General features: G+C 59.0%; 14 protein-coding genes and 1 tRNA gene. 3 read left to right on the top strand and 12 right to left on the bottom strand.

The annotated features are described in order from the left end of the window. Positions 1 to 190: 190 nt before the first annotated feature. A complete protein-coding gene (locus tag GTP27_RS19830; protein ID WP_161040866.1) occupies positions 191 to 2266 on the bottom strand; it encodes an aminotransferase class V-fold PLP-dependent enzyme in 2076 nt (691 codons plus the stop codon). 128 nt (positions 2267 to 2394) lie between these two features. On the opposite strand from GTP27_RS19830, the gene GTP27_RS19835 reads away from it, so the two are divergent. From GTP27_RS19835 to GTP27_RS19845, 3 genes are all read left to right on the top strand, one after another. Further along, positions 2395 to 2871 carry an Lrp/AsnC family transcriptional regulator gene (locus GTP27_RS19835; protein WP_161040867.1) on the top strand — a complete coding sequence of 159 codons (477 nt, stop codon included), beginning with the start codon at positions 2395 to 2397 and terminating at the stop codon, positions 2869 to 2871. A 74-nt stretch (positions 2872 to 2945) separates the two neighbouring features. After that, on the top strand, positions 2946 to 4118 hold the full coding sequence (locus GTP27_RS19840) for an HPP family protein (protein ID WP_161040868.1): 1173 nt from the start codon (positions 2946 to 2948) through the stop codon (positions 4116 to 4118). Between the two features lie 134 nt (positions 4119 to 4252). Beyond that, entirely contained in the window at positions 4253 to 6076 is a 1824-nt protein-coding gene (locus GTP27_RS19845; protein ID WP_161040869.1) for a DUF885 domain-containing protein, read from the top strand. 51 nt (positions 6077 to 6127) lie between these two features. Here the strand turns inward: GTP27_RS19845 and GTP27_RS19850 are convergent, their stop codons facing one another. The 11 genes from GTP27_RS19850 to GTP27_RS19900 form a co-directional block, all read right to left on the bottom strand. Next, a complete protein-coding gene (locus GTP27_RS19850) occupies positions 6128 to 6337 on the bottom strand; it encodes a hypothetical protein (RefSeq protein WP_161040870.1) in 210 nt (69 codons plus the stop codon). A gap of 139 nt (positions 6338 to 6476) precedes the next feature. After that, on the bottom strand, positions 6477 to 10712 hold the full coding sequence (gene rpoC / locus GTP27_RS19855) for a DNA-directed RNA polymerase subunit beta' (RefSeq protein WP_161040871.1): 4236 nt from the start codon (positions 10710 to 10712) through the stop codon (positions 6477 to 6479). Between the two features lie 87 nt (positions 10713 to 10799). Continuing rightward, positions 10800 to 14906: a DNA-directed RNA polymerase subunit beta gene (rpoB, locus tag GTP27_RS19860; protein ID WP_161040872.1), complete on the bottom strand. Its 4107-nt coding sequence runs from the start codon at positions 14904 to 14906 to the stop codon at positions 10800 to 10802. Between the two features lie 319 nt (positions 14907 to 15225). After that, on the bottom strand, positions 15226 to 15603 hold the full coding sequence (gene rplL / locus GTP27_RS19865) for a 50S ribosomal protein L7/L12 (RefSeq protein ID WP_072789264.1): 378 nt from the start codon (positions 15601 to 15603) through the stop codon (positions 15226 to 15228). A gap of 105 nt (positions 15604 to 15708) precedes the next feature. Beyond that, positions 15709 to 16236: a 50S ribosomal protein L10 gene (gene rplJ, locus GTP27_RS19870; RefSeq protein WP_161040873.1), complete on the bottom strand. Its 528-nt coding sequence runs from the start codon at positions 16234 to 16236 to the stop codon at positions 15709 to 15711. Positions 16237 to 16486: 250 nt separating this feature from the next. After that, the gene (gene rplA, locus GTP27_RS19875; RefSeq protein WP_161040874.1) at positions 16487 to 17182 is read right to left on the bottom strand and encodes a 50S ribosomal protein L1; all 696 of its coding nucleotides are present in this window, start codon (positions 17180 to 17182) and stop codon (positions 16487 to 16489) included. A gap of 2 nt (positions 17183 to 17184) precedes the next feature. Beyond that, complete coding sequence (rplK, locus tag GTP27_RS19880) at positions 17185 to 17616, bottom strand: 50S ribosomal protein L11 (RefSeq protein WP_155436699.1); 432 nt, start codon at positions 17614 to 17616, stop codon at positions 17185 to 17187. Positions 17617 to 17740: 124 nt separating this feature from the next. Further along, positions 17741 to 18370, bottom strand: a complete 630-nt coding sequence (nusG, locus tag GTP27_RS19885; RefSeq protein ID WP_155436700.1) for a transcription termination/antitermination protein NusG — start codon at positions 18368 to 18370, stop codon at positions 17741 to 17743. Continuing rightward, entirely contained in the window at positions 18370 to 18753 is a 384-nt protein-coding gene (gene secE, locus GTP27_RS19890; protein ID WP_161040875.1) for a preprotein translocase subunit SecE, read from the bottom strand. Before secE ends, nusG begins: the two co-directional genes overlap by 1 nt. Positions 18754 to 18789: 36 nt before the next feature. Continuing rightward, positions 18790 to 18865 (bottom strand) — tRNA-Trp (locus GTP27_RS19895). 65 nt (positions 18866 to 18930) lie between these two features. Then, on the bottom strand, positions 18931 to 19280 hold a 350-nt coding region (locus tag GTP27_RS19900), incomplete at its 5' end, for an EF-Tu C-terminal domain-related protein (RefSeq protein WP_161040876.1).

Consider the following 19280-nt stretch of genomic DNA (forward strand, 5'->3'; position numbering starts at 1 on the left):
TAGGCTCTTGCATTAAGAAAATATGCATAGGCAGCTTACTAGGCGGGCGCGGGCGCGACCGTGCGCAGACGTACATAAGCGCTGTCCACGGCGCGGTTGGCGGGACGAAAAAAAGGGCCGCTCGCGCGGCCCTCAAAGGAAGAGGAAACTTATTGCTGTGAATTATTGCTGTGAATTATTGCCGAAAATCTCAGGCTGCCTGCGCCAGCGCTGCCAGTGCCAGTCCGCCGCTCAGACTATAGCTATGCTGGTGGCCAAGGCGGCGCAGGCATTGCGCTGCCTTCAGACTACGATTGCCGCTGCGGCAGATAAACACCAGCGTGCTGTCCGGTGCGGCCAGCCAGCTGCTGGCATGTTCCGTCAGGCGGCTCAGCGGCACGCTCTGCACCTTGCCCGCTACCGCCAATAGATTAGCGCTGGCGGCGTATTCGAAATCCTCGCGCACATCGATCAGCTCGACAGCGGGATGGCTGCCCAGCAGGGCGTTCAGGCCGGCATGATCGAGCTGCAGGCTATCGCAGCAAACGGCATCCGCCGCCGCAGCACCGCTGCAGAACTGGTTATGTTCGTCGCGGCTAGGGCACAGCAGCGTGGCCGCGCCCGTCAGCCCCTGCAGCGCTGGTGCGCACGAAGCGGTACTGAAAGCAAAGCGCACGGCTGCCGCATCGAGCCGGCCCTGCACCGCTGCGCCCAGCAGATAGTGGCGGCAGGCGCCATCGCTCACACAGGCCAGCGTGCGGGCGCCCAGCTGCAGCGCAGCGACGGACTGGCCATCGGCCAGCGTCACGCGCTCGGGCAATGCCGGCCAGCCATAGGCATCCGCAGCAACGCGGCTGGCTGCATGGCGGCCCAGCGCTTCAAGCAGCGCACCGTTCTCCTGCCCTGCGCTGGTATTCAGGATGGCTTGCACGCGGTAGTTCTGGCAGCGCACAAAAGCTTCGATGCGGCCCGTGTGCTCCGGCAGCGGATCGATCAGCACGCAGCTACGGCTGGCCGCATCGAGCACCAGCCAGCTGCAAACGCCTTCCACGCCCATCTGCAGCAGACCATCATGGACCGTGCTATGACGCTCGGACGGAATCAGGCAGCCGCTGCGCAGCGCCGCGCCACAGCGGGCGATACGGCGGCAGGCGTCGTCTATCATGGCGGCATCGATCAGCGGGCCAAACGACATGCGGATGGCCCCAGCGCTACGCCACAGCGGCACCTGCATGGCATCGAGCACATAGCTAGGCGCTGCCTTGGCAGCCGAACAGGCGCTGCCCGAGCTGACCCGCACTTGCGCGGCATCGAAGACATCCATCAGTTCGCGGCTGGACAGCCCCGGCACGGAGAAATTGAGCGTGGTAGGCAGCGAGTTTTCAAACGGATTGTTAAACACGATGCCGGGCAAAGCCTCGCGCAGCGCATCGGCCAGACGGGCGCGGTAGCCTTCCAGTTCGTCGTGGCTGCGGAAAGTGTCGCCCCGCTCCAGCGCGGCCAGCACAGTGCCCAGCGCGGCGATGCCGGCCATGTTTTCCGTGCCCGAACGCTGGGCACTTTCCTGTCCGCCGCCCACGATCAGCGGCGTGAACGGCGCACCGGCACGCACATACAGCATGCCTATGCCTTTGGGCGCGTACAGCTTGTGGCCGGAGAACGGCGCGTAATCGATGCGGGTAGCGGCCAGATTCAGCGCCAGCTTGCCCAGCGCCTGCACGCAGTCCACCATCCAGTAAGCCTTGCAGCCGGTCTGCTCCAGCACGGCCTGTATGCCGGCGATATCGCTGATCACGCCCGTTTCATTATTCGCCGCCATGGTGCACACCAGTGCCGCCTCAGCGGCGCAGGCGCGCAGCGCTGCCAGATCGTGCATGCCTTGCGCGTTCACGGGCAGTTTGTGCAGCGTCAGGTTCAGGCCTAGCAGACGGTTCCAGTGCGCCAGACTTTCCGGCACGGCCTTGTGTTCGGTGGCGCCATACACCAGCAGGCTGCCGATGGCCTCGCCCTGTTCGCGCCGCTCGCGCAATGCCACCAGTGCCGACAGCACTGCCGTCTGTATGCCTTCGGTGGCGCCGCTGTTGAACATCAGGCGGCCGTCGCCCACGCCGAGCAGGCGGCGCGCGCACTGGCGGGCCTGGTCGAGCAGCGCTTTGGCGCTCAGGCCGGCGGCATGGCTGCTGCTGGGGTTGCCGTAGCGCTGGCCCATGGCACAGGTCGCGGCGGCGATGGCGGCCGGCAGCACGGGAGAGGTGGCGTTGCCGTCGAGGTAGATTTCGGTCGTCATGGTAGGGGCAGGAAAGCTGGCTAATCAATGCATATAGTTTAGTCAGAAGAACGAAAATAGATGTACTAAAATACTCCCTCCACACCTAAAATATAGTACATTCATCCTACTTTTTATCAATTTCTAGCATGAACCAACTTGATCGCTACGATTACGCCATCCTCTCCGCCCTGCAGGTGGACGGCACGCTGTCGGTGGCCCAGCTCAGCGAGCGCATCGGCCTGTCGGCCACGCCATGCTGGAAACGCATACGCCGGCTGGAAGAAGAAGGCTATCTGGAAAACCGCGTGGCCATCGTCAACCGCCGCAAGGTAGGCCTGCCCGTCACCGTGTTTGTCAGCGTGCGCACCAGCCAGCACGACGACAAATGGCTGGCCCGTTTCGCCGCCAACGTGATCGCGCTGCCGGAAGTGCAGGAATTCCACCGCATGAGCGGCGACATCGACTACCTGCTCAAGGTCGTCACCAGCGATATTGAAGGCTATGATCGTTTTTACAAGAAACTCATCAAGGTGGCCCAGCTGAGCGGGGTATCCTCCGCGTTCTCGATGGAACAGATTAAATTCACCACGGCTCTGCCGCTGGAACTGGTCGCGCACGGCTAGTGCGGCAAAACGCCCAGCACACAGCAGCCTGAGCTTGGAGTAATATTTGCTCCATTTAAAATACTGGATTTATCATGCGCGCACTGCTGCAACGCTGGCTACCGGGCCCTGCCACCACCAATCTGCGTGAACAGTTGCGCGGCGCGGCCGGTATGCTGCTGGGCCTGTTTATCGGCGCCCTGCTCTGCCAGCAATTGCTGGTGGCCAGCCAGATGCACATCAGCCTGATCGCCCCCATGGGTGCCACGGCCGTGCTGCTGTTCGCTCTGCCTGCCAGTCCGCTGGCCCAGCCGTGGGCGGTGATCGGCGGCAATGTGGTGAGTGCACTGGTGGGTGTGGCCTGCGTCCACTGGCTAGGCAACAGCCTCAACCCTGCTCTGCTGGGCGCGCTGGCGGCGGCGCTGGCGCTCAGCGCCATGTTCGCCCTGCGCTGCCTGCACCCGCCCGGCGGCGCCGTGGCCCTGATTACTGTTATCGGCGGCCCCGCCGTACAGGCCGCGGGCTACCAGTTCGCCCTGCTCACCGTGCTGGCCAATTCGGCCATGATGGTGCTGCTGTCCATCCTCTACAACAACCTGACGGGGCGGCGCTACCCGCACACCCAGCAAGCCCATATCGCCAATCTGCACGCTACCAAAGATGAAGTGCCAACCGTGCGGCTGGGCTTCAAGCCGGACGATCTCGACGCCGTGCTGCGCCAGTACAATCAGGTGCTCGATATCAGCCGCGATGATCTGCACGCCCTGTTCATGCAGACCGAGCAGCGCGCCTACCAGCGCCGCTTCGGCATGCTCACCTGCGGCGACATCATGTCGCGCGACATCGTCAGTGCCGAATTCGGCTCCTGTCTGGAAGACGCCTGGCGCGTCATGCGCGAACACCGGCTGGCCGCCCTGCCCGTGCTTAACCGGGCCCAGCGCGTGATCGGCATCATCACACTGGCCGACTTTCTCGAATACGGCGGCCTCAACGACATTCACGGCCTCGATCACCAGCTCAGGAACTTCCTGCGCAAGAGCGGCATCACCCACACGGAAAAGGCCGAGGTGGTGGGCCAGATCATGTGCAAACAGGCCACCACCGTACACGTCGATACGCCCATCGCCGATCTGGTGCCGCTGATGGCCGACTCCGGCCTGCACCACATTCCCGTGGTCGACCACGAACAGCGCTTTGCCGGCATGGTGGCGCAATCCGACCTGATTGCGGCCCTGTACGAACGGCGGCTGGCCGAGGCGGTCGCCTAAAGCATCCGGCACGCCTGCCTACCCTCTCCGCGCAGGCAAACAACAAGCTGGCAAGCAACAAAGCCTCGCGCCAGCGGTGCGGATGGCTTATCCTAGCCGGCGTTATTGCTTAACGCCCTAGAAAAAGGAAAACCATGAGCCCATTCCGCCCTACCCGTGCTGTGCTGGCTGCCGCTGTTGCACTGGCGCTATCCGCGCCATTTTTCCCCTCGCTGAGCTACGCTGCCACCCAGCCTGCTGCTGCCGTACCTGCTGCCAGCGACGCCACCGCCCGGCGCGCCCTGCTCCAGCTGGCCGACCAGTACTACGATGCCAACGCCCGCTTCGAGCCTATCAATGCTACCGAAAACGGCGATAGCCGCTTCGACGACCAGCTAGGCATGAGCATCGCACCGGCCCAGCGTGCGCGCCAGTTCAAGCTGTACCGCCAGTTCAGCCAGCGCCTGCAGAAAATTCCGCGCGAGCGTCTGAACCACACCGACCGCATCAGCTACGACATCCTCGCCTACGAACTGCACGGCCTGCTGGCCATGGAACCCTTCCCCGAGCACCTGCTGCCCATCACCCAGATGGATAGCGTGCCGGTCACGCTGGCCAACTACGCCGGCGGCGAAGGTTCGCAGCCGCTGGGCACCGTCAAGGAATACGCGGCCTATCTGCAGCGTATCAGCCAGCTGCCGGCATGGATAGATCAGGCCATCGCCAATATGCGCGTGGGCATGCGCAGCGGCGTGACCCAGCCGAAAGCGCTGATGGTGTCGGCCCTGCCCCAGTTCCAGCAACTGCTCAGCGACAGCGCGGAGAGCAATATCTTCTACACCCCGATCAAAAAACTGCCAGCGGGCTTCAGCGCCGCCGACCAGCAGCGCCTGACGGCGGCCTATCGCAAGGCCGTGGGCGAGCGCATCCTGCCCGCGCTCAAACGTCTGGCCAGCTTCATCGAAACAGAATATCTGCCGGCCTGCCGCAGCAGCACGGGGCTGGGCGCCCTGCCGAACGGCGCAGCGTGGTATCAGGCGCGCATTGCGAATGCCACCACCACCACGCTCACGCCCGCTGAAATCCACGCCATCGGCCTGAAAGAAGTGGCACGCATCCAGGCCCAGTTCGCCATCCTCGGGCCTCAGCTCGGCTATGACGGTCCGGCCGCCGGCCTGCCGGTGTGGGTCGCCGCCCAGTCCAAGTTCTATCCGTTCAAGACGGAAGATGAAGTGCAGGCCGTCTACCGCAAGCTCAACGCCGTGCTCGACACCAAGCTGCCGCAGATGTTCACCCTGCTGCCGAAAGCGCCGCTCGACCTGCGGCTGGAGCCTGAACTGAGCCGCGCTACCGCGTCCGACCACTACACCCCGCCAGCGGGCGATGGTTCGCGGCCGGGCGTGTTCTGGTCGGTGGTCAACGATCCCGCCAAATACGGCAGCACCGGCATGACCACGCTGTTCCTGCACGAGGGCAAACCGGGCCACCACTTCCACATCGCGCTGAATCAGGAGTTGAACCTGCCGAAGTTCCGCAAGTTCGGCGGCAATAACGCCTTTACCGAAGGCTGGGCGCTGTATGCGGAAACACTGGGCAAGGAAATGGGACTGTTCGACGATCCGGCCCAGTACTTCGGCCACCTCAACGACGAACTGCTGCGTGCCACCCGACTGGTGGTCGATACGGGCATGCACGCCCAGGGCTGGAGCCGCGAACAGAGCATCGCCTATATGCACGACACGCTGGGTTATGACGTCACCGCCAAGACGGAGACGGAACGCTACATGGCATGGCCGGCGCAGGCGCTGGGCTACAAGATCGGTTCGCTGAAAATCGTCGAACTGCGCGAGCGGGCGGCCAAGGCGCTGGGCAGCAAATTCAGCCTGCCGGCCTTCCACGCCATCGTACTGGGCGACGGCACATTGCCACTGGCCCTGCTGGAAGAGAAGGTCGACCGCTGGATCGTCAGCCAGCAATAAGCACCTGGGGCCGGACATCGGTGCATCGGCACCGCTGCCCGGCCCTGCTGATTACTTCACGTTGTTATAGCAGAAATACGGGCTGATCAGCCAGCAGCGCCAGTCGGAAAAATCCGCATTCGGTTGCGCTTCGAACGTCGACACTTTGGGTGCGTCGACCGGAGTTTCATTGGCCGGCATTTCGATGGATTGGGTGGCGGCATAAGAGGCACCAGCGCTCATGATGCTTGCCAGAAGCAAGGCATATTTGAAGTTTTTCATTACACAGTTCCTGTAGAGAGTTATTAAACGTACTGCTACAGGATAGGTGTCCATGAACGATAAATAGTTCTGGCAAGGTCAGGCGTCTGTGCATAAAAAAACGGCACCCGAGGGTGCCGTTTTCATGAGGTCGCGCGGATTACGCTTCGCCGTCTTGCGGGCTGACGACTTCGCTGACGTCGGCGTCGCTGCTAGCTGCCATGGCGGCCTTCTCGGCTGCCAGCAGAGCTTGACGCTCTTCCACTTCCCACTGCTCTTTCTCTTTGCGAGCGCGGTGGAAGGCCAGACCGGTACCGCCAGGGATCAAGCGACCCACGATGACGTTCTCTTTCAGACCACGCAGACCGTCGCGTTTGCCCATGATGGCAGCTTCGGTCAGCACGCGGGTGGTTTCCTGGAACGATGCGGCCGAGATGAAGGAGTCGGTCGACAGCGATGCTTTGGTAATACCCAGCAGTACGTTTTCGTAGGTTGCCGGCAGCTTGCCATCTTTGCTGACGCGATCATTCTCTTCCAGCAGTTCGGAACGCTCAACCTGCTCGCCGACGATGTAGTCGGTGTCGCCGGCATTGACGATCTGAACACGACGCAGCATCTGACGTACGATCACTTCGATGTGCTTGTCGTTAATCTTCACGCCCTGCAGACGGTACACGTCCTGCACTTCGTCCACGATGTAGCGGGCCAGCGCTTCGATACCCAGCAGACGCAGGATGTCTTGCGGATCGGCCGGGCCGTCCACGATCATCTCGCCCTTGTTCACCACCTGGCCGTCGTGCACCAGCACTTGCTTGTCCTTGGTAATCAGGAACTCGTGCTTGTTGCCGTCCATGTCAGTGATTTCCAGACGCTGCTTACCTTTGGTTTCTTTACCGAAGGCCACAGTACCGGTGACTTCCGCCAGCATGCCCGCATCTTTCGGCGAACGTGCTTCGAACAGTTCGGCTACGCGTGGCAGACCACCGGTAATATCGCGGGTCTTCTGCGATTCGGTCGGGATACGTGCCAGCACTTCACCCACCGATACCTGCTGACCGTCTTTCACCATGATCAGCGCGCCCACCTGGAAGCCGATCGATACCGCGTGTTCGGTACCGGCGATCTTCACTTCGTGGCCATCGTCGTTCAGCAGTTTTACCTGCGGACGCATGGTCTTGGTCAGCGAACCGCGACGTTTGGCATCGATCACCACCAGCGTCGACAGACCGGTTACTTCGTCCACCTGACGGGCTACGGTGACGCCTTCTTCCACATTCTCGAAACGCACGGTACCGGCGTATTCGGTAATGATAGGACGGGTCAGCGGATCCCAGGTTGCCAGCGCAGTACCGGCTTTGATGACCATGCCGTCCTTGACGATCAGGGTCGCGCCGTATGGTACTTTGTGACGTTCGCGTTCACGGCCGTGGTCGTCCGTAATCAGCACTTCGCCGGAACGCGAAATGACGATCTGGGCGCCTTTGCCGTTGGTGACGTAACGCATGGTCGACGTGAAGCGGATAGTACCGTTCGACTTGGCTTCCACCGACGAGGCCACTGCTGCACGCGATGCCGCACCGCCGATGTGGAAGGTACGCATGGTCAGCTGGGTACCCGGTTCACCGATCGACTGCGCTGCCACCACACCGACGGCTTCGCCAGCGTTGACCAGCAGACCGCGGCCCAGATCGCGACCGTAGCACTTGGCGCACAGGCCGAAGCGGGTGTCGCAGGTCAGCGGGGTGCGGACTTTAACTTCGTCGATGCCCAGACGTTCGATCTCTTCCACCATGTCTTCGTCCAGCAGGGTGCCGGCTTCGTACAGGGTAGCCTGGGTTTCAGGATTGATCACGTCGGTACCAGCCACGCGGCCCAGAATACGGTCGCGCAGCGCTTCGATCACTTCACCGCCTTCTACCAGCGCCTTCATCACGGTACCGTTGGAGGTGCCGCAATCGTCCTCGATCACCACCAGATCCTGGGTCACGTCGACCAGACGACGGGTCAGGTAACCGGAGTTCGCGGTTTTCAGCGCCGTATCGGCCAGACCTTTACGCGCACCGTGGGTCGAAATGAAGTACTGCAGAACGTTCAGACCTTCGCGGAAGTTCGCGGTAATCGGGGTTTCGATAATCGAACCGTCCGGTTTCGCCATCAGACCACGCATACCGGCCAGCTGACGGATCTGGGCGGCCGAACCACGGGCGCCCGAGTCGGCCATCATGTAAATCGCGTTGAACGATTCCTGCGTCGACTTGGTGCCGTCGCGCTTGATGACGTCTTCTACCTTCAGCTGGTCCATCATGGCCTTGCCGACTTCGTCGGAGGTCTTGCCCCAGATGTCCACTACCTTGTTGTAACGTTCGCCCGCGGTCACCAGACCCGAAGCATACTGCTGCTCGATCTGTTTGACTTCCGACTCGGCGGTCGAAATCAGGGTGACTTTCTGCGGCGGTACCAGCATGTCGTCCACGCAGATGGAAATACCGGCGCGGGTTGCCAGACGGAAGCCCGACTGCATCAGCTGGTCAGCAAATACCACCGTCGCGCGCAGGCCGCACTTACGGAAGGAAGTGTTGATCAGTTTGGAAATTTCTTTCTTCTTCAGAGCGCGGTTCAGTACGCTGAACGGCAGGCCCTTGGGCAGAATTTCCGACAGGATGGCGCGGCCGACCGTGGTTTCGTAACGGGTCACGGTGCGGACGAATTCGCCCGTCACTGGATCCTTAGGATTTTCCACGATACGTACGGTAATACGGGTGGTCAGTTCGACCTGCTTGTTGTCGTAGGCACGGATGACTTCCGACACGTCAGGGAACAGCATACCTTCGTTCTTCGCATTGATCGCTTCGCGGGTCGCGTAGTACAGACCCAGCACGATATCCTGCGAAGGCACGATCGATGGTTCGCCGTTCGACGGGAACAGGATGTTGTTCGAAGCCAGCATCAGGGTGCGGGCTTCCATCTGTGCTTCGATCGACAGCGGGACGTGAACTGCCATCTGGTCACCGTCGAAGTCCGCATTGAATGCGGCGCAGACCAGCGGGTGCAGCTGGATCGCTTTACCTTCGATCAGCACAGGCTCGAAAGCCTGGATACCGAGGCGGTGCAGGGTTGGTGCACGGTTCAGCATGATCGGATGTTCGCGGATCACGTCTTCCAGAATATCCCACACCACTGGCTCTTGAATCTCTACCAGTTTCTTGGCAGCCTTGATGGTCGTAGCCAGACCCATCAGTTCCAGTTTGTTGAAGATGAACGGTTTGAACAGTTCGAGCGCCATCAGCTTAGGCAGACCGCACTGGTGCAGTTTCAGCTGTGGACCCACCACGATCACGGAACGGCCCGAGTAGTCGACGCGCTTACCCAGCAAGTTCTGACGGAAGCGGCCGCCCTTACCTTTGATCATCTCGGCCAGCGATTTCAGCGGACGCTTGTTAGCGCCCGTCATGGCTTTACCACGACGGCCGTTATCCAGCAGCGAGTCCACGGCTTCTTGCAGCATACGCTTTTCGTTGCGCGTGATGATCTCTGGAGCGCGCAGCTCCATCAGGCGTTTCAGACGGTTGTTACGGTTGATTACGCGGCGATACAGATCGTTCAGATCCGAGGTCGCGAAACGGCCGCCATCCAGTGGTACCAGTGGACGCAGTTCCGGTGGCAGCACCGGCAGCACTTCCATGATCATCCACTCAGGCTTGATGCCCGAACGCTGGAACGCTTCCAGCACTTTCAGACGCTTGGCGTATTTCTTGATCTTGGCTTCGGACTTCGATTCCTTCAGTTCCACGCGCAGGGTTTCGGCATCGCGGTGGATGTCGATCGAGCGCAGCAGCTCACGGATACCTTCCGCGCCCATGAAGGCGGTGAAGTCGTCGCCGTACTCTTCGTACTTGGCGGCGTAATCGTCTTCCGACATGATCTGGCACTTCTTCAGCGGGGTCATGCCGGGGTCGGTCACGACATATGCTTCGAAGTACAGGACGCGTTCGATATCGCGCAGGGTCATGTCCAGCACCATGCCGAGGCGCGATGGCAGCGACTTCAGGAACCAGATGTGGGCAGTCGGCGAAGCCAGTTCGATGTGGCCCATGCGCTCGCGGCGCACTTTGGCCAGCGTGACTTCCACGCCGCACTTTTCGCAGATGACGCCGCGGTGTTTCAGACGCTTGTATTTACCGCACAGGCACTCGTAATCCTTGATCGGGCCAAAGATTTTGGCGCAGAACAGGCCGTCGCGCTCAGGCTTGAAGGTACGGTAGTTGATGGTTTCCGGCTTTTTAACTTCGCCGTAGGACCACGAACGGATTTTTTCAGGCGAAGCGAGACCGATCTTGATCGCGTCAAAGGTCTCGTTCGTCTGTACTTGCTTGAATAGATCGAGCAGGGCTTTCATGTATCACTCCAGGTAGTGATGAATTCTTTAAACTGTCCCGCCGGCGACAGGCCGGCGGGACACGCACTTGTGAACAGGGCTTGCGCCTTAGTTGCGTTCCAGGTCGATATCGATACCCAGGGAACGGATCTCTTTCACCAGCACGTTGAACGATTCCGGCATACCAGCATCGATCACGTGGTCGCCTTTGACCAGGTTTTCGTACACTTTGGTACGGCCGTTCACGTCATCCGACTTCACGGTCAGCATTTCTTGCAGCACGTACGAGGCACCGTAAGCTTCCAGTGCCCACACCTCCATCTCACCGAAGCGCTGGCCGCCGAACTGGGCTTTACCGCCCAGAGGCTGCTGCGTTACCAGCGAGTATGGACCGGTCGAACGGGCGTGCATCTTGTCGTCTACCAGGTGGTGCAGTTTCAGCATGTGCATCACGCCGACGGTAACTTTACGCTCGAAGGCTTCACCGGTACGGCCGTCATACATGGTGACCTGATTCTTCGACGGAGTCATGCCCAGCTTGCTTGCGATCTCGTCAGGGTAAGCCAGGTCCAGCATGCGGCGGATTTCCGACTCATGCGCACCGTCAAACACCGGAGTCGCGAACGGCACACCTTTTTTCAGGTTGTTGGCCAGCTTCATGATCTCTTCGTCGTCGAACTGGTCCAGATCTTCCGGACGACCATTCTCGTTGTAGACGGTGGACAGGAACTTGCGCATCTCTTCGACTTTGATCTGCTGTTGCAGCATCTCGCCGATACGGATACCCAGACCTTTGGCAGCCCAGCCCAGGTGAGTCTCGAGAATCTGACCCACGTTCATACGCGAAGGCACACCCAGCGGGTTCAGTACCACGTCGGCCGGCGTACCGTCGGCCATGTATGGCATGTCTTCCACCGGCACGATACGGGATACCACACCCTTGTTACCGTGACGACCTGCCATCTTGTCGCCCGACTGCAGGCGGCGTTTCACGGCCAGATACACTTTCACCATCTTCTGCACGCCAGGTTGCAGTTCATCGCCCTGGGTGAGTTTCTTGCGCTTCTCTTCGAAGGCCAGATCGAACTGGTGACGCTTCTCGTTAATCGATTCCTTGATTGCTTCGAGCGCGGTAGCGGCAGCATCATCGGCCGGACGGATGTCGAACCAGTGATATTTGTCCAGATCATCCAGATATTCCTTGGTGATCTTGGCGCCTTTCGCCAGTTTCTTCGGACCGCCGTTGACCACCTGGCCGATCAGCATTTTTTCCAGACGCTGGAAGGCATCGCCTTCCACAATACGCATCTGGTCGTTCAGGTCCAGACGGAAGCGTTTCAGTTCATCGTCGATGATCTGCTGGGCGCGTTTGTCGCGCACGATGCCTTCGCGGGTGAACACTTGCACGTCGATCACGGTACCGACCATGCCCGAAGGCACGCGCAGCGAGGTGTCTTTCACGTCCGACGCTTTTTCACCGAAGATGGCGCGCAGCAGTTTTTCTTCCGGCGTCAGCTGGGTTTCACCTTTCGGCGTGACTTTACCGACCAGGGTGTCGCCAGCCTGCACTTCTGCACCGATGTAGACGATGCCCGACTCGTCCAGACGAGCCAGCTGGTTTTCCGCCAGATTCGAGATATCGCGGGTGATTTCTTCCGCGCCCAGCTTGGTGTCACGGGCAACCACCGACAGCTCTTCGATGTGGATCGAAGTATAGCGGTCGTCTTTCACCACGTTTTCCGAGATCAGGATCGAATCTTCGAAGTTCAGACCATTCCATGGCATGAAGGCCACGGTCATGTTCTGGCCCAGAGCCAGTTCGCCCAGGTCGGTCGATGCGCCGTCGGCGATCACGTCGCCACGGGCCACACGGTCACCGCGCTTGACGATAGGACGCTGGTTGATGTTGGTGTTCTGGTTGGAACGGGTGTACTTGATCAGGTTGTAGATGTCCACACCGACTTCGCCCGCTTGCGCTTCGTCGTCGTTGACGCGGATCACCACGCGGCCTGCATCGATGTAGTCCACGATACCGCCACGAACGGCCTGTACGGTAGTACCCGAGTCGACCGCCACGGTACGTTCGATACCGGTACCGACCAGCGCCTTTTCAGGACGCAAGCAAGGTACAGCCTGACGTTGCATGTTGGCGCCCATCAGTGCACGGTTCGCGTCATCGTGTTCGAGGAACGGAATCAGCGAAGCTGCCACGGAAACGATCTGGCCCGGCGCCACGTCCATGTACTGGATGCGCTCTGGCGATACCAGAATGGTTTCGCCCGCTTCACGTGCCGAGACCAGCTCGTCGCACAGGGTACCGCTTTCATTGATCGAGGCATTCGCCTGCGCAATGATGTAGCGGCCTTCTTCGATCGCCGACAGATAATCGATCTGGTCGGTAATCTTGGAGTCGATCACTTTACGGTACGGGGTTTCCAGGAAGCCGTATTCGTTCAGGCGGGCATACAGTGCCAGCGAGTTGATCAGACCGATGTTCGGACCTTCAGGCGTTTCGATCGGGCACACACGGCCGTAGTGGGTCGGGTGCACGTCGCGCACCTCGAAGCCGGCACGTTCGCGCGTCAGACCGCCAGGGCCCAGAGCGGAAACACGGCGCTTGTGGGTGATTTCCGACAGCGGGTTGGTCTGGTCCATGAACTGCGACAGCTGGGAGGAGCCGAAGAATTCGCGGATAGCAGCCGAGATCGGTTTCGAGTTGATCAGGTCGTGCGGCATCAGGTTGTCGGCTTCGGCCTGACCCAGACGCTCTTTCACGGCGCGCTCAACGCGGACCAGACCGGCGCGGAACTGGTTCTCGGCCAGTTCGCCCACGCAACGTACCCGGCGGTTACCCAGGTGATCGATATCGTCCACTTCGCCGCGGCCATTGCGCAACTCGACGAGGATCTTGATCACGGCCAGCACGTCTTCGTTCGACAGCGTCATGGCGCCGGTCAGTTCATCACGGCCGATACGGCGGTTGAACTTCATGCGGCCCACGGCGGACAGGTCGTAACGGTCGGCGCTGTAGAACAGGCCGTTGAACAGGGCTTCCACCGAGTCTTCCGTTGGCGGTTCGCCAGGACGCATCATGCGGTAGATCGCCACGCGCGCGGCCATCTGGTCAGCGGTGTCGTCGATACGCAGGGTTTGCGAGATGTAGGCGCCCTGATCCAGATCGTTGGTGTACAGCGTCTGGATTTCGCTGATGTTGGCTTCGCGCAGGCGGGCCAGTACGTCTTCGGTCAGCTCGTCATTGGCGCTGGCCACCACTTCACCGGTTTCCGGATCCACGATGTTTTTCGCCAGTACGCGGCCCAGCAGATAGTCTTCCGGTACCGAGATGAACTTGATGCCGTTAGCTTCGATGTCGCGCACATGCTTGGCGTTGATACGCTTGTCCTTCAGGACCAGCGTTTTGCCTTCCTTGTTGACGATGTCGAAACGGGCCACTTCGCCACGCAGGCGCTCGGCGACGAATTCCATCTCTGCGCCTTCCGAACGCAGGTTGAAATTGTCGAACACGAAGAAGTTAGCCAGAATCTGCTCGTGCGACATGCCGATGGCTTTCAGCAGTATCGTCACAGGCATCTTGCGGCGACGGTCGACGCGGAAGAACAGGATGTCTTTCGGATCGAATTCGAAGTCCAGCCACGAACCGCGGTAAGGAATGATACGGGCCGAGAACAGCAGTTTGCCGGAGGAGTGGGTCTTGCCGCGGTCGTGTTCGAAGAACACACCAGGCGAGCGATGCAGCTGAGAAACGATTACGCGCTCAGTACCATTGATCACGAACGAACCGGTGCTGGTCATCAGGGGCAGTTCGCCCATGTAGACTTCCTGTTCCTTCATTTCTTTGACGACAGGCTTGGTCGGCGATTCCTTATCCAGGATCACCAGACGTACCTTGGCGCGCAGCGGCGACGCGAACGTCAGACCACGCAGTTGGCATTCCTTGACGTCAAAGGCAGGATCGCCCAGAACGTACGACAGGAATTCGAGACGCGCAAAGCCATTGTGCGAAACGATGGGGAAAATCGAGGTAAAGGCCGACTGCAGGCCGTCGTTCTTGCGGGTCGACGGTGCTACGTCTTCTTGCAAGAAACTATGGTAGGACTCGAGCTGGGTAGCCAGCAGGAACGGAACGTGGTGAACGTTGGCGCGCTTCGCGAATGATTTGCGAATGCGTTTCTTCTCAGTAAATGAGTAGTGCATGGACACTCCGTGAGTGACAGAAAGGATAAAAAATTCAGGTTTTGCCTGTGTCACCAGTGCCGATAGCCCCAGTTCAACAAGGTGTTCGGCTGCATGTCACACAGACGAAACCTGAAACTTCTACCATTTCCAGCTGATTTCAATAAACTGCGTACCACTGTAGCGCGAAACCGACGCTACAAATACGACGAGGACGACAAAGGAGCCAAAGCCGGATATTCCCCCTTTCGGAAGGATATCCGCAACTTTGGCTCGGTGGGGCCAGTCAGATTACCAGAGTATGATACTCCAGCGCCCTGCCGGCCGCCGTACAGCTTGATTACTTCAGATCGGCCTTGGCGCCAGCTTCTTCCAGCTTTTTCTTAGCGGCTTCAGCGTCAGCTTTCGACAGAGCTTCTTTAACGGTCTTCGGTGCGCCGTCAACTACGTCTTTAGCTTCTTTCAGGCCCAGACCGGTGATTTCGCGAACTGCTTTAATTACGCCAACTTTGTTTGCGCCAACTTCGGTCAGAACCAGGTTGAACTCGGTTTGCTCTTCAGCAGCAGCAGCGCCGCCAGCTGCGCCACCAGCAGCAGGAGCTGCCATAGCTGCGGCCGAAACGCCGAATTTTTCTTCGAAAGCTTTAACCAGTTCGTTCAGGTCCATTACGGACATTTCGCTTACTGCGTTCAGGATGTCGTCTTTGCTAATTGCCATTTGAAACTCCAATAATTTTTTGATTCGTTAATACATCAGATAGCTACTTGAGAAAAAAACCCGGCAGCACTCACATTACCTGCGAGGCTGCCAGCGCGTAATACATTACGCTGCTGGGGCTTCTTCTGCTGCAACAGCAGGAGCGCCTTCGGATTTTTTCGCTGCCAGAGCAGCCAGACCACGTGCAAAGCCCGACACCGGAGCCAGCATAACGCCCAACAGCTGCGAAATGAGAACTTCACGGGAAGGAATGCTCGCCAGCGCGACAACAGCAGCTTTATCCAGCTGTTTGCCTGCATAGTTACCAGCCGCGATAACCAGTTTGTCGTTGGTTTTAGCAAAGTCAGCGATGACTTTAGCTGCTGCAACGGCGTCATCCGAGATCGAGTAGATCAGCGGACCGGTCATGCTGTCGGCCAGAGGGGCGAATTGCGTGCCTTCGACGGAGCGACGAGCGAGGGTGTTTTTCAACACTCGCAGGTACACGCCTTGTGCGCGCGCTTTAGCACGAAGTTGCGTCAAGTGAGCAACCTGGATGCCACGATATTCGGCCACGACGATAGTTTGCGCAGTTGCTACTTTTGCGGAAACTTCGGCGACTACGGCCTTTTTGTCATTCAGATTGAGACCCACGGTCAACCTCCTTAAATGATGGCGGGAAATCCTGCCATCGGTTCGAACAACGGCGTCCGAGGTTTAGGAGTCCTATGGACTACGAAACTTGATCGGGTACACCATCTGCGCTGGGTGAAACTCAATTAACCGGATACCTACCTGATGCATCCAGCCCAGCGGTCTTTGATTGCCTGATGCTGCAAGCAGCACCAGCCCAAAGAACTGCCCCCTGCCGCGCGACGGCGACAAGAGGACTTAAACTTGTTACTTAAGCTACCAGGGTAGCCTGATCCAGACGTACGCCTGCGCCCATGGTGGACGACAGCGATACCTTGCGCAGGTAAACACCTTTGCTCGATGCTGGTTTAGCTTTGTTCAGTGCGTCGATCAGGGCCAGCAGATTGCTCTTCAGGTCTGCATCGCTGAACGATTTACGGCCGATGGTGGCGTGGATGATACCGGCTTTGTCGGTACGGTACTGTACCTGACCAGCTTTGGCGTTCTTCACAGCGGTGGCCACGTCAGGGGTCACGGTGCCAACTTTCGGGTTAGGCATCAGACCGCGTGGGCCCAGGATCTGACCCAGGGTACCAACGATACGCATGGTGTCTGGCGAAGCGATGACGATATCGAAAGGCATGTCGCCGGCTTTGACGCGCTCGGCCAGGTCTTCCATACCAACAACGTCAGCACCAGCAGCTTTAGCCTGCTCGGCTTTGTCGCCCGAAGCGAACACAGCAACGCGAACGGTTTTGCCGGTGCCAGCTGGCAGCACGACGGAACCACGCACTACCTGGTCCGATTTCTTGGGATCAACACCCAGTTGTACCGACACGTCGATCGATTCGTTGAACTTGGCGGTCGCCAGTTCTTTGATCAGAGCAACGCCGTTGTCGAACGAGTACGATTTGGTGCCATCAACTTTGGCTTTGATAGCTTGAGCGCGTTTGGACAGTTTTGCCATGATTACAGACCTTCCACCGTGATGCCCATCGAACGAGCCGAGCCAGCGATGGTGCGTACAGCAGCATCCATATCAGCAGCGGTCAGATCTGGGGTTTTCAATTTAGCGATTTCTTCCGCTTGAGCGCGGGTCAGCTTACCGACTTTGTCGGTATGTGGCTTGGCCGAACCTTTGGTAACGCCCGAGTGCTTCTTGATCAGGAAGGTTGCTGGCGGGGTCTTCATCACGAAGGTGAAGGACTTGTCAGCGAACGCGGTGATCACGACAGGAATCGGCATGCCTGGTTCCATACCTTGGGTCTGCGCATTGAAAGCTTTGCAGAATTCCATGATGTTCAGACCGCGCTGACCCAGTGCTGGACCAATCGGTGGGGATGGGTTTGCTTTACCAGCTGGCACTTGCAGCTTGATAAAACCAATGATTTTCTTTGCCATGATGGCTCCTATGCTTTGGAATGAGTAGTAGCGCCCCACCATGCGCATTCTGCAGGGCGGGGCTCCTCTTTTGCCAGATGTGTCAGGTTTTTACACCGTCGCCCGTTCTGGCGAACGGTGCTGCTTATACTTTTTCTACCTGACCGAATTCCAGTTCGACTGGAGTGGCGCGACCGAAAATGGTAACCGAGACACGCACTTTCGATTTCTCGTAGTTGACTTCCTCGACGGCGCCGTTGAAGTCGGTGAACGGGCCATCCTTGATGCGGACATCTTCGCCCACCTGGAACAGCACTTTCGGCCGTGGCTTCTCGACGCCATCCTGCACCTGCTGCATGATCTTGTCGATTTCGCGCGCCGGAATCGGCGTCGGCTTGTTCGATTTACCGCCGATGAAGCCGGTCACTTTACTGGTATTTTTCACCAGGTGCCAGGTTTCGTCGGTCATTTCCATCTCTACCAGCACATAGCCAGGGTAGAAACGGCGTTCGGTGACATACTTCTGGCCGTTGCGGACTTCGACCACTTCTTCGGTCGGCACCAGAATCTGGCCAAACTGGTCCTGCATGCCGGCGCGCTCTACACGCTCAGCCAGCGCACGCTGGACGCTTTTCTCCATGCCGGAATACGCATGTACAACATACCAGCGCTTATTGCTTACTGGCGTGCTGATTCGCGCTGCGCCAGCTTCTTGCGCCGAAGCGTCGCCGTTGCCGGAGACGCCCATTGCTTCATCTTGCACATTTTCGCTCATTATTTTCGTATACCCAGAATGACGTCGTACAACAGGAATTCGAGAGTCTTATCCGTGCCCCACAGGAACAGCGCCATGATCAGCACGAAGGCGAACACGATGCCGGTGATCTGACTCGCCTCGCGACGGGTAGGCCAGACAACTTTTTTCGTTTCGCGAACGGATTCTTTAGCGAAATTCAGGAATTCACGGCCAGTCGTCGAGGTCCACAAGATCACAGCCGCAATAGCCAAACCAGCTACAAGCACACCTGCGCGTGCCAGAGCTGGTTTGTCTGCCAGGTAGTAAAACCCGACTACACCTGCGATTGCAGCGACTATCGCCAGTGCAACCTTGATCTTGTCATTCGACGTGCTAACAGTCTGCACGGATTGATTTGACATGTAATTTTACTTTCGGTGCCCTGCACCAGAATTCGGTGGCAGGGACGGAGGGCATCGAACCCCCAACCTTCGGTTTTGGAGACCGACGCTCTGCCAATTGAGCTACGTCCCTACGTAAAACTTTAAAGGATATCGATTATACCACCGGATCTGCTCCGGTGGTAGTGCGGCCTATCCTTAGCCGATGATCTTGGCAACCACGCCGGCGCCAACGGTACGGCCACCTTCGCGGATAGCGAAGCGCAGACCTTCTTCCATCGCGATCGGGTTGATCAGCTTAACGGTGATCGACACGTTGTCGCCTGGCATAACCATTTCTTTATCGGCTGGCAGCTCGATCGAACCGGTTACGTCGGTGGTACGGAAGTAGAACTGTGGACGATAGTTGTTGAAGAACGGAGTGTGACGGCCGCCTTCATCTTTCGACAGAACGTAGATCTCGCCGGTGAAGTGGTTGTGTGGCTTGATCGAGCCTGGTTTTGCCAGAACTTGACCACGTTCCACGTCTTCACGCTTGGTGCCGCGCA

It is taken from the genome of Duganella qianjiadongensis, assembly GCF_009857915.1.
Taxonomy (GTDB): Bacteria; Pseudomonadota; Gammaproteobacteria; order Burkholderiales; family Burkholderiaceae_D; genus Rugamonas; species Rugamonas qianjiadongensis.

What these genes read in the sequence shown, in the direction of transcription:
- GTP27_RS19830 (WP_161040866.1), bottom strand. Translation starts at nt 2,266, where the DNA reads ATGACGACCGAAATCTACCTCGACGGCAACGCCACCTCTCCCGTGCTG.
- rpoC (WP_161040871.1), bottom strand. Translation starts at nt 10,712, where the DNA reads ATGAAAGCCCTGCTCGATCTATTCAAGCAAGTACAGACGAACGAGACC.
- rplL (WP_072789264.1), bottom strand. Translation starts at nt 15,603, where the DNA reads ATGGCAATTAGCAAAGACGACATCCTGAACGCAGTAAGCGAAATGTCC.
- secE (WP_161040875.1), bottom strand. Translation starts at nt 18,753, where the DNA reads ATGTCAAATCAATCCGTGCAGACTGTTAGCACGTCGAATGACAAGATC.
- rplK (WP_155436699.1), bottom strand. Translation starts at nt 17,616, where the DNA reads ATGGCAAAGAAAATCATTGGTTTTATCAAGCTGCAAGTGCCAGCTGGT.
- rpoB (WP_161040872.1), bottom strand. Translation starts at nt 14,906, where the DNA reads ATGCACTACTCATTTACTGAGAAGAAACGCATTCGCAAATCATTCGCG.
- GTP27_RS19850 (WP_161040870.1), bottom strand. Translation starts at nt 6,337, where the DNA reads ATGAAAAACTTCAAATATGCCTTGCTTCTGGCAAGCATCATGAGCGCT.
- GTP27_RS19845 (WP_161040869.1), top strand. Translation starts at nt 4,253, where the DNA reads ATGAGCCCATTCCGCCCTACCCGTGCTGTGCTGGCTGCCGCTGTTGCA.
- nusG (WP_155436700.1), bottom strand. Translation starts at nt 18,370, where the DNA reads ATGAGCGAAAATGTGCAAGATGAAGCAATGGGCGTCTCCGGCAACGGC.
- GTP27_RS19840 (WP_161040868.1), top strand. Translation starts at nt 2,946, where the DNA reads ATGCGCGCACTGCTGCAACGCTGGCTACCGGGCCCTGCCACCACCAAT.
- rplA (WP_161040874.1), bottom strand. Translation starts at nt 17,182, where the DNA reads ATGGCAAAACTGTCCAAACGCGCTCAAGCTATCAAAGCCAAAGTTGAT.
- GTP27_RS19835 (WP_161040867.1), top strand. Translation starts at nt 2,395, where the DNA reads ATGAACCAACTTGATCGCTACGATTACGCCATCCTCTCCGCCCTGCAG.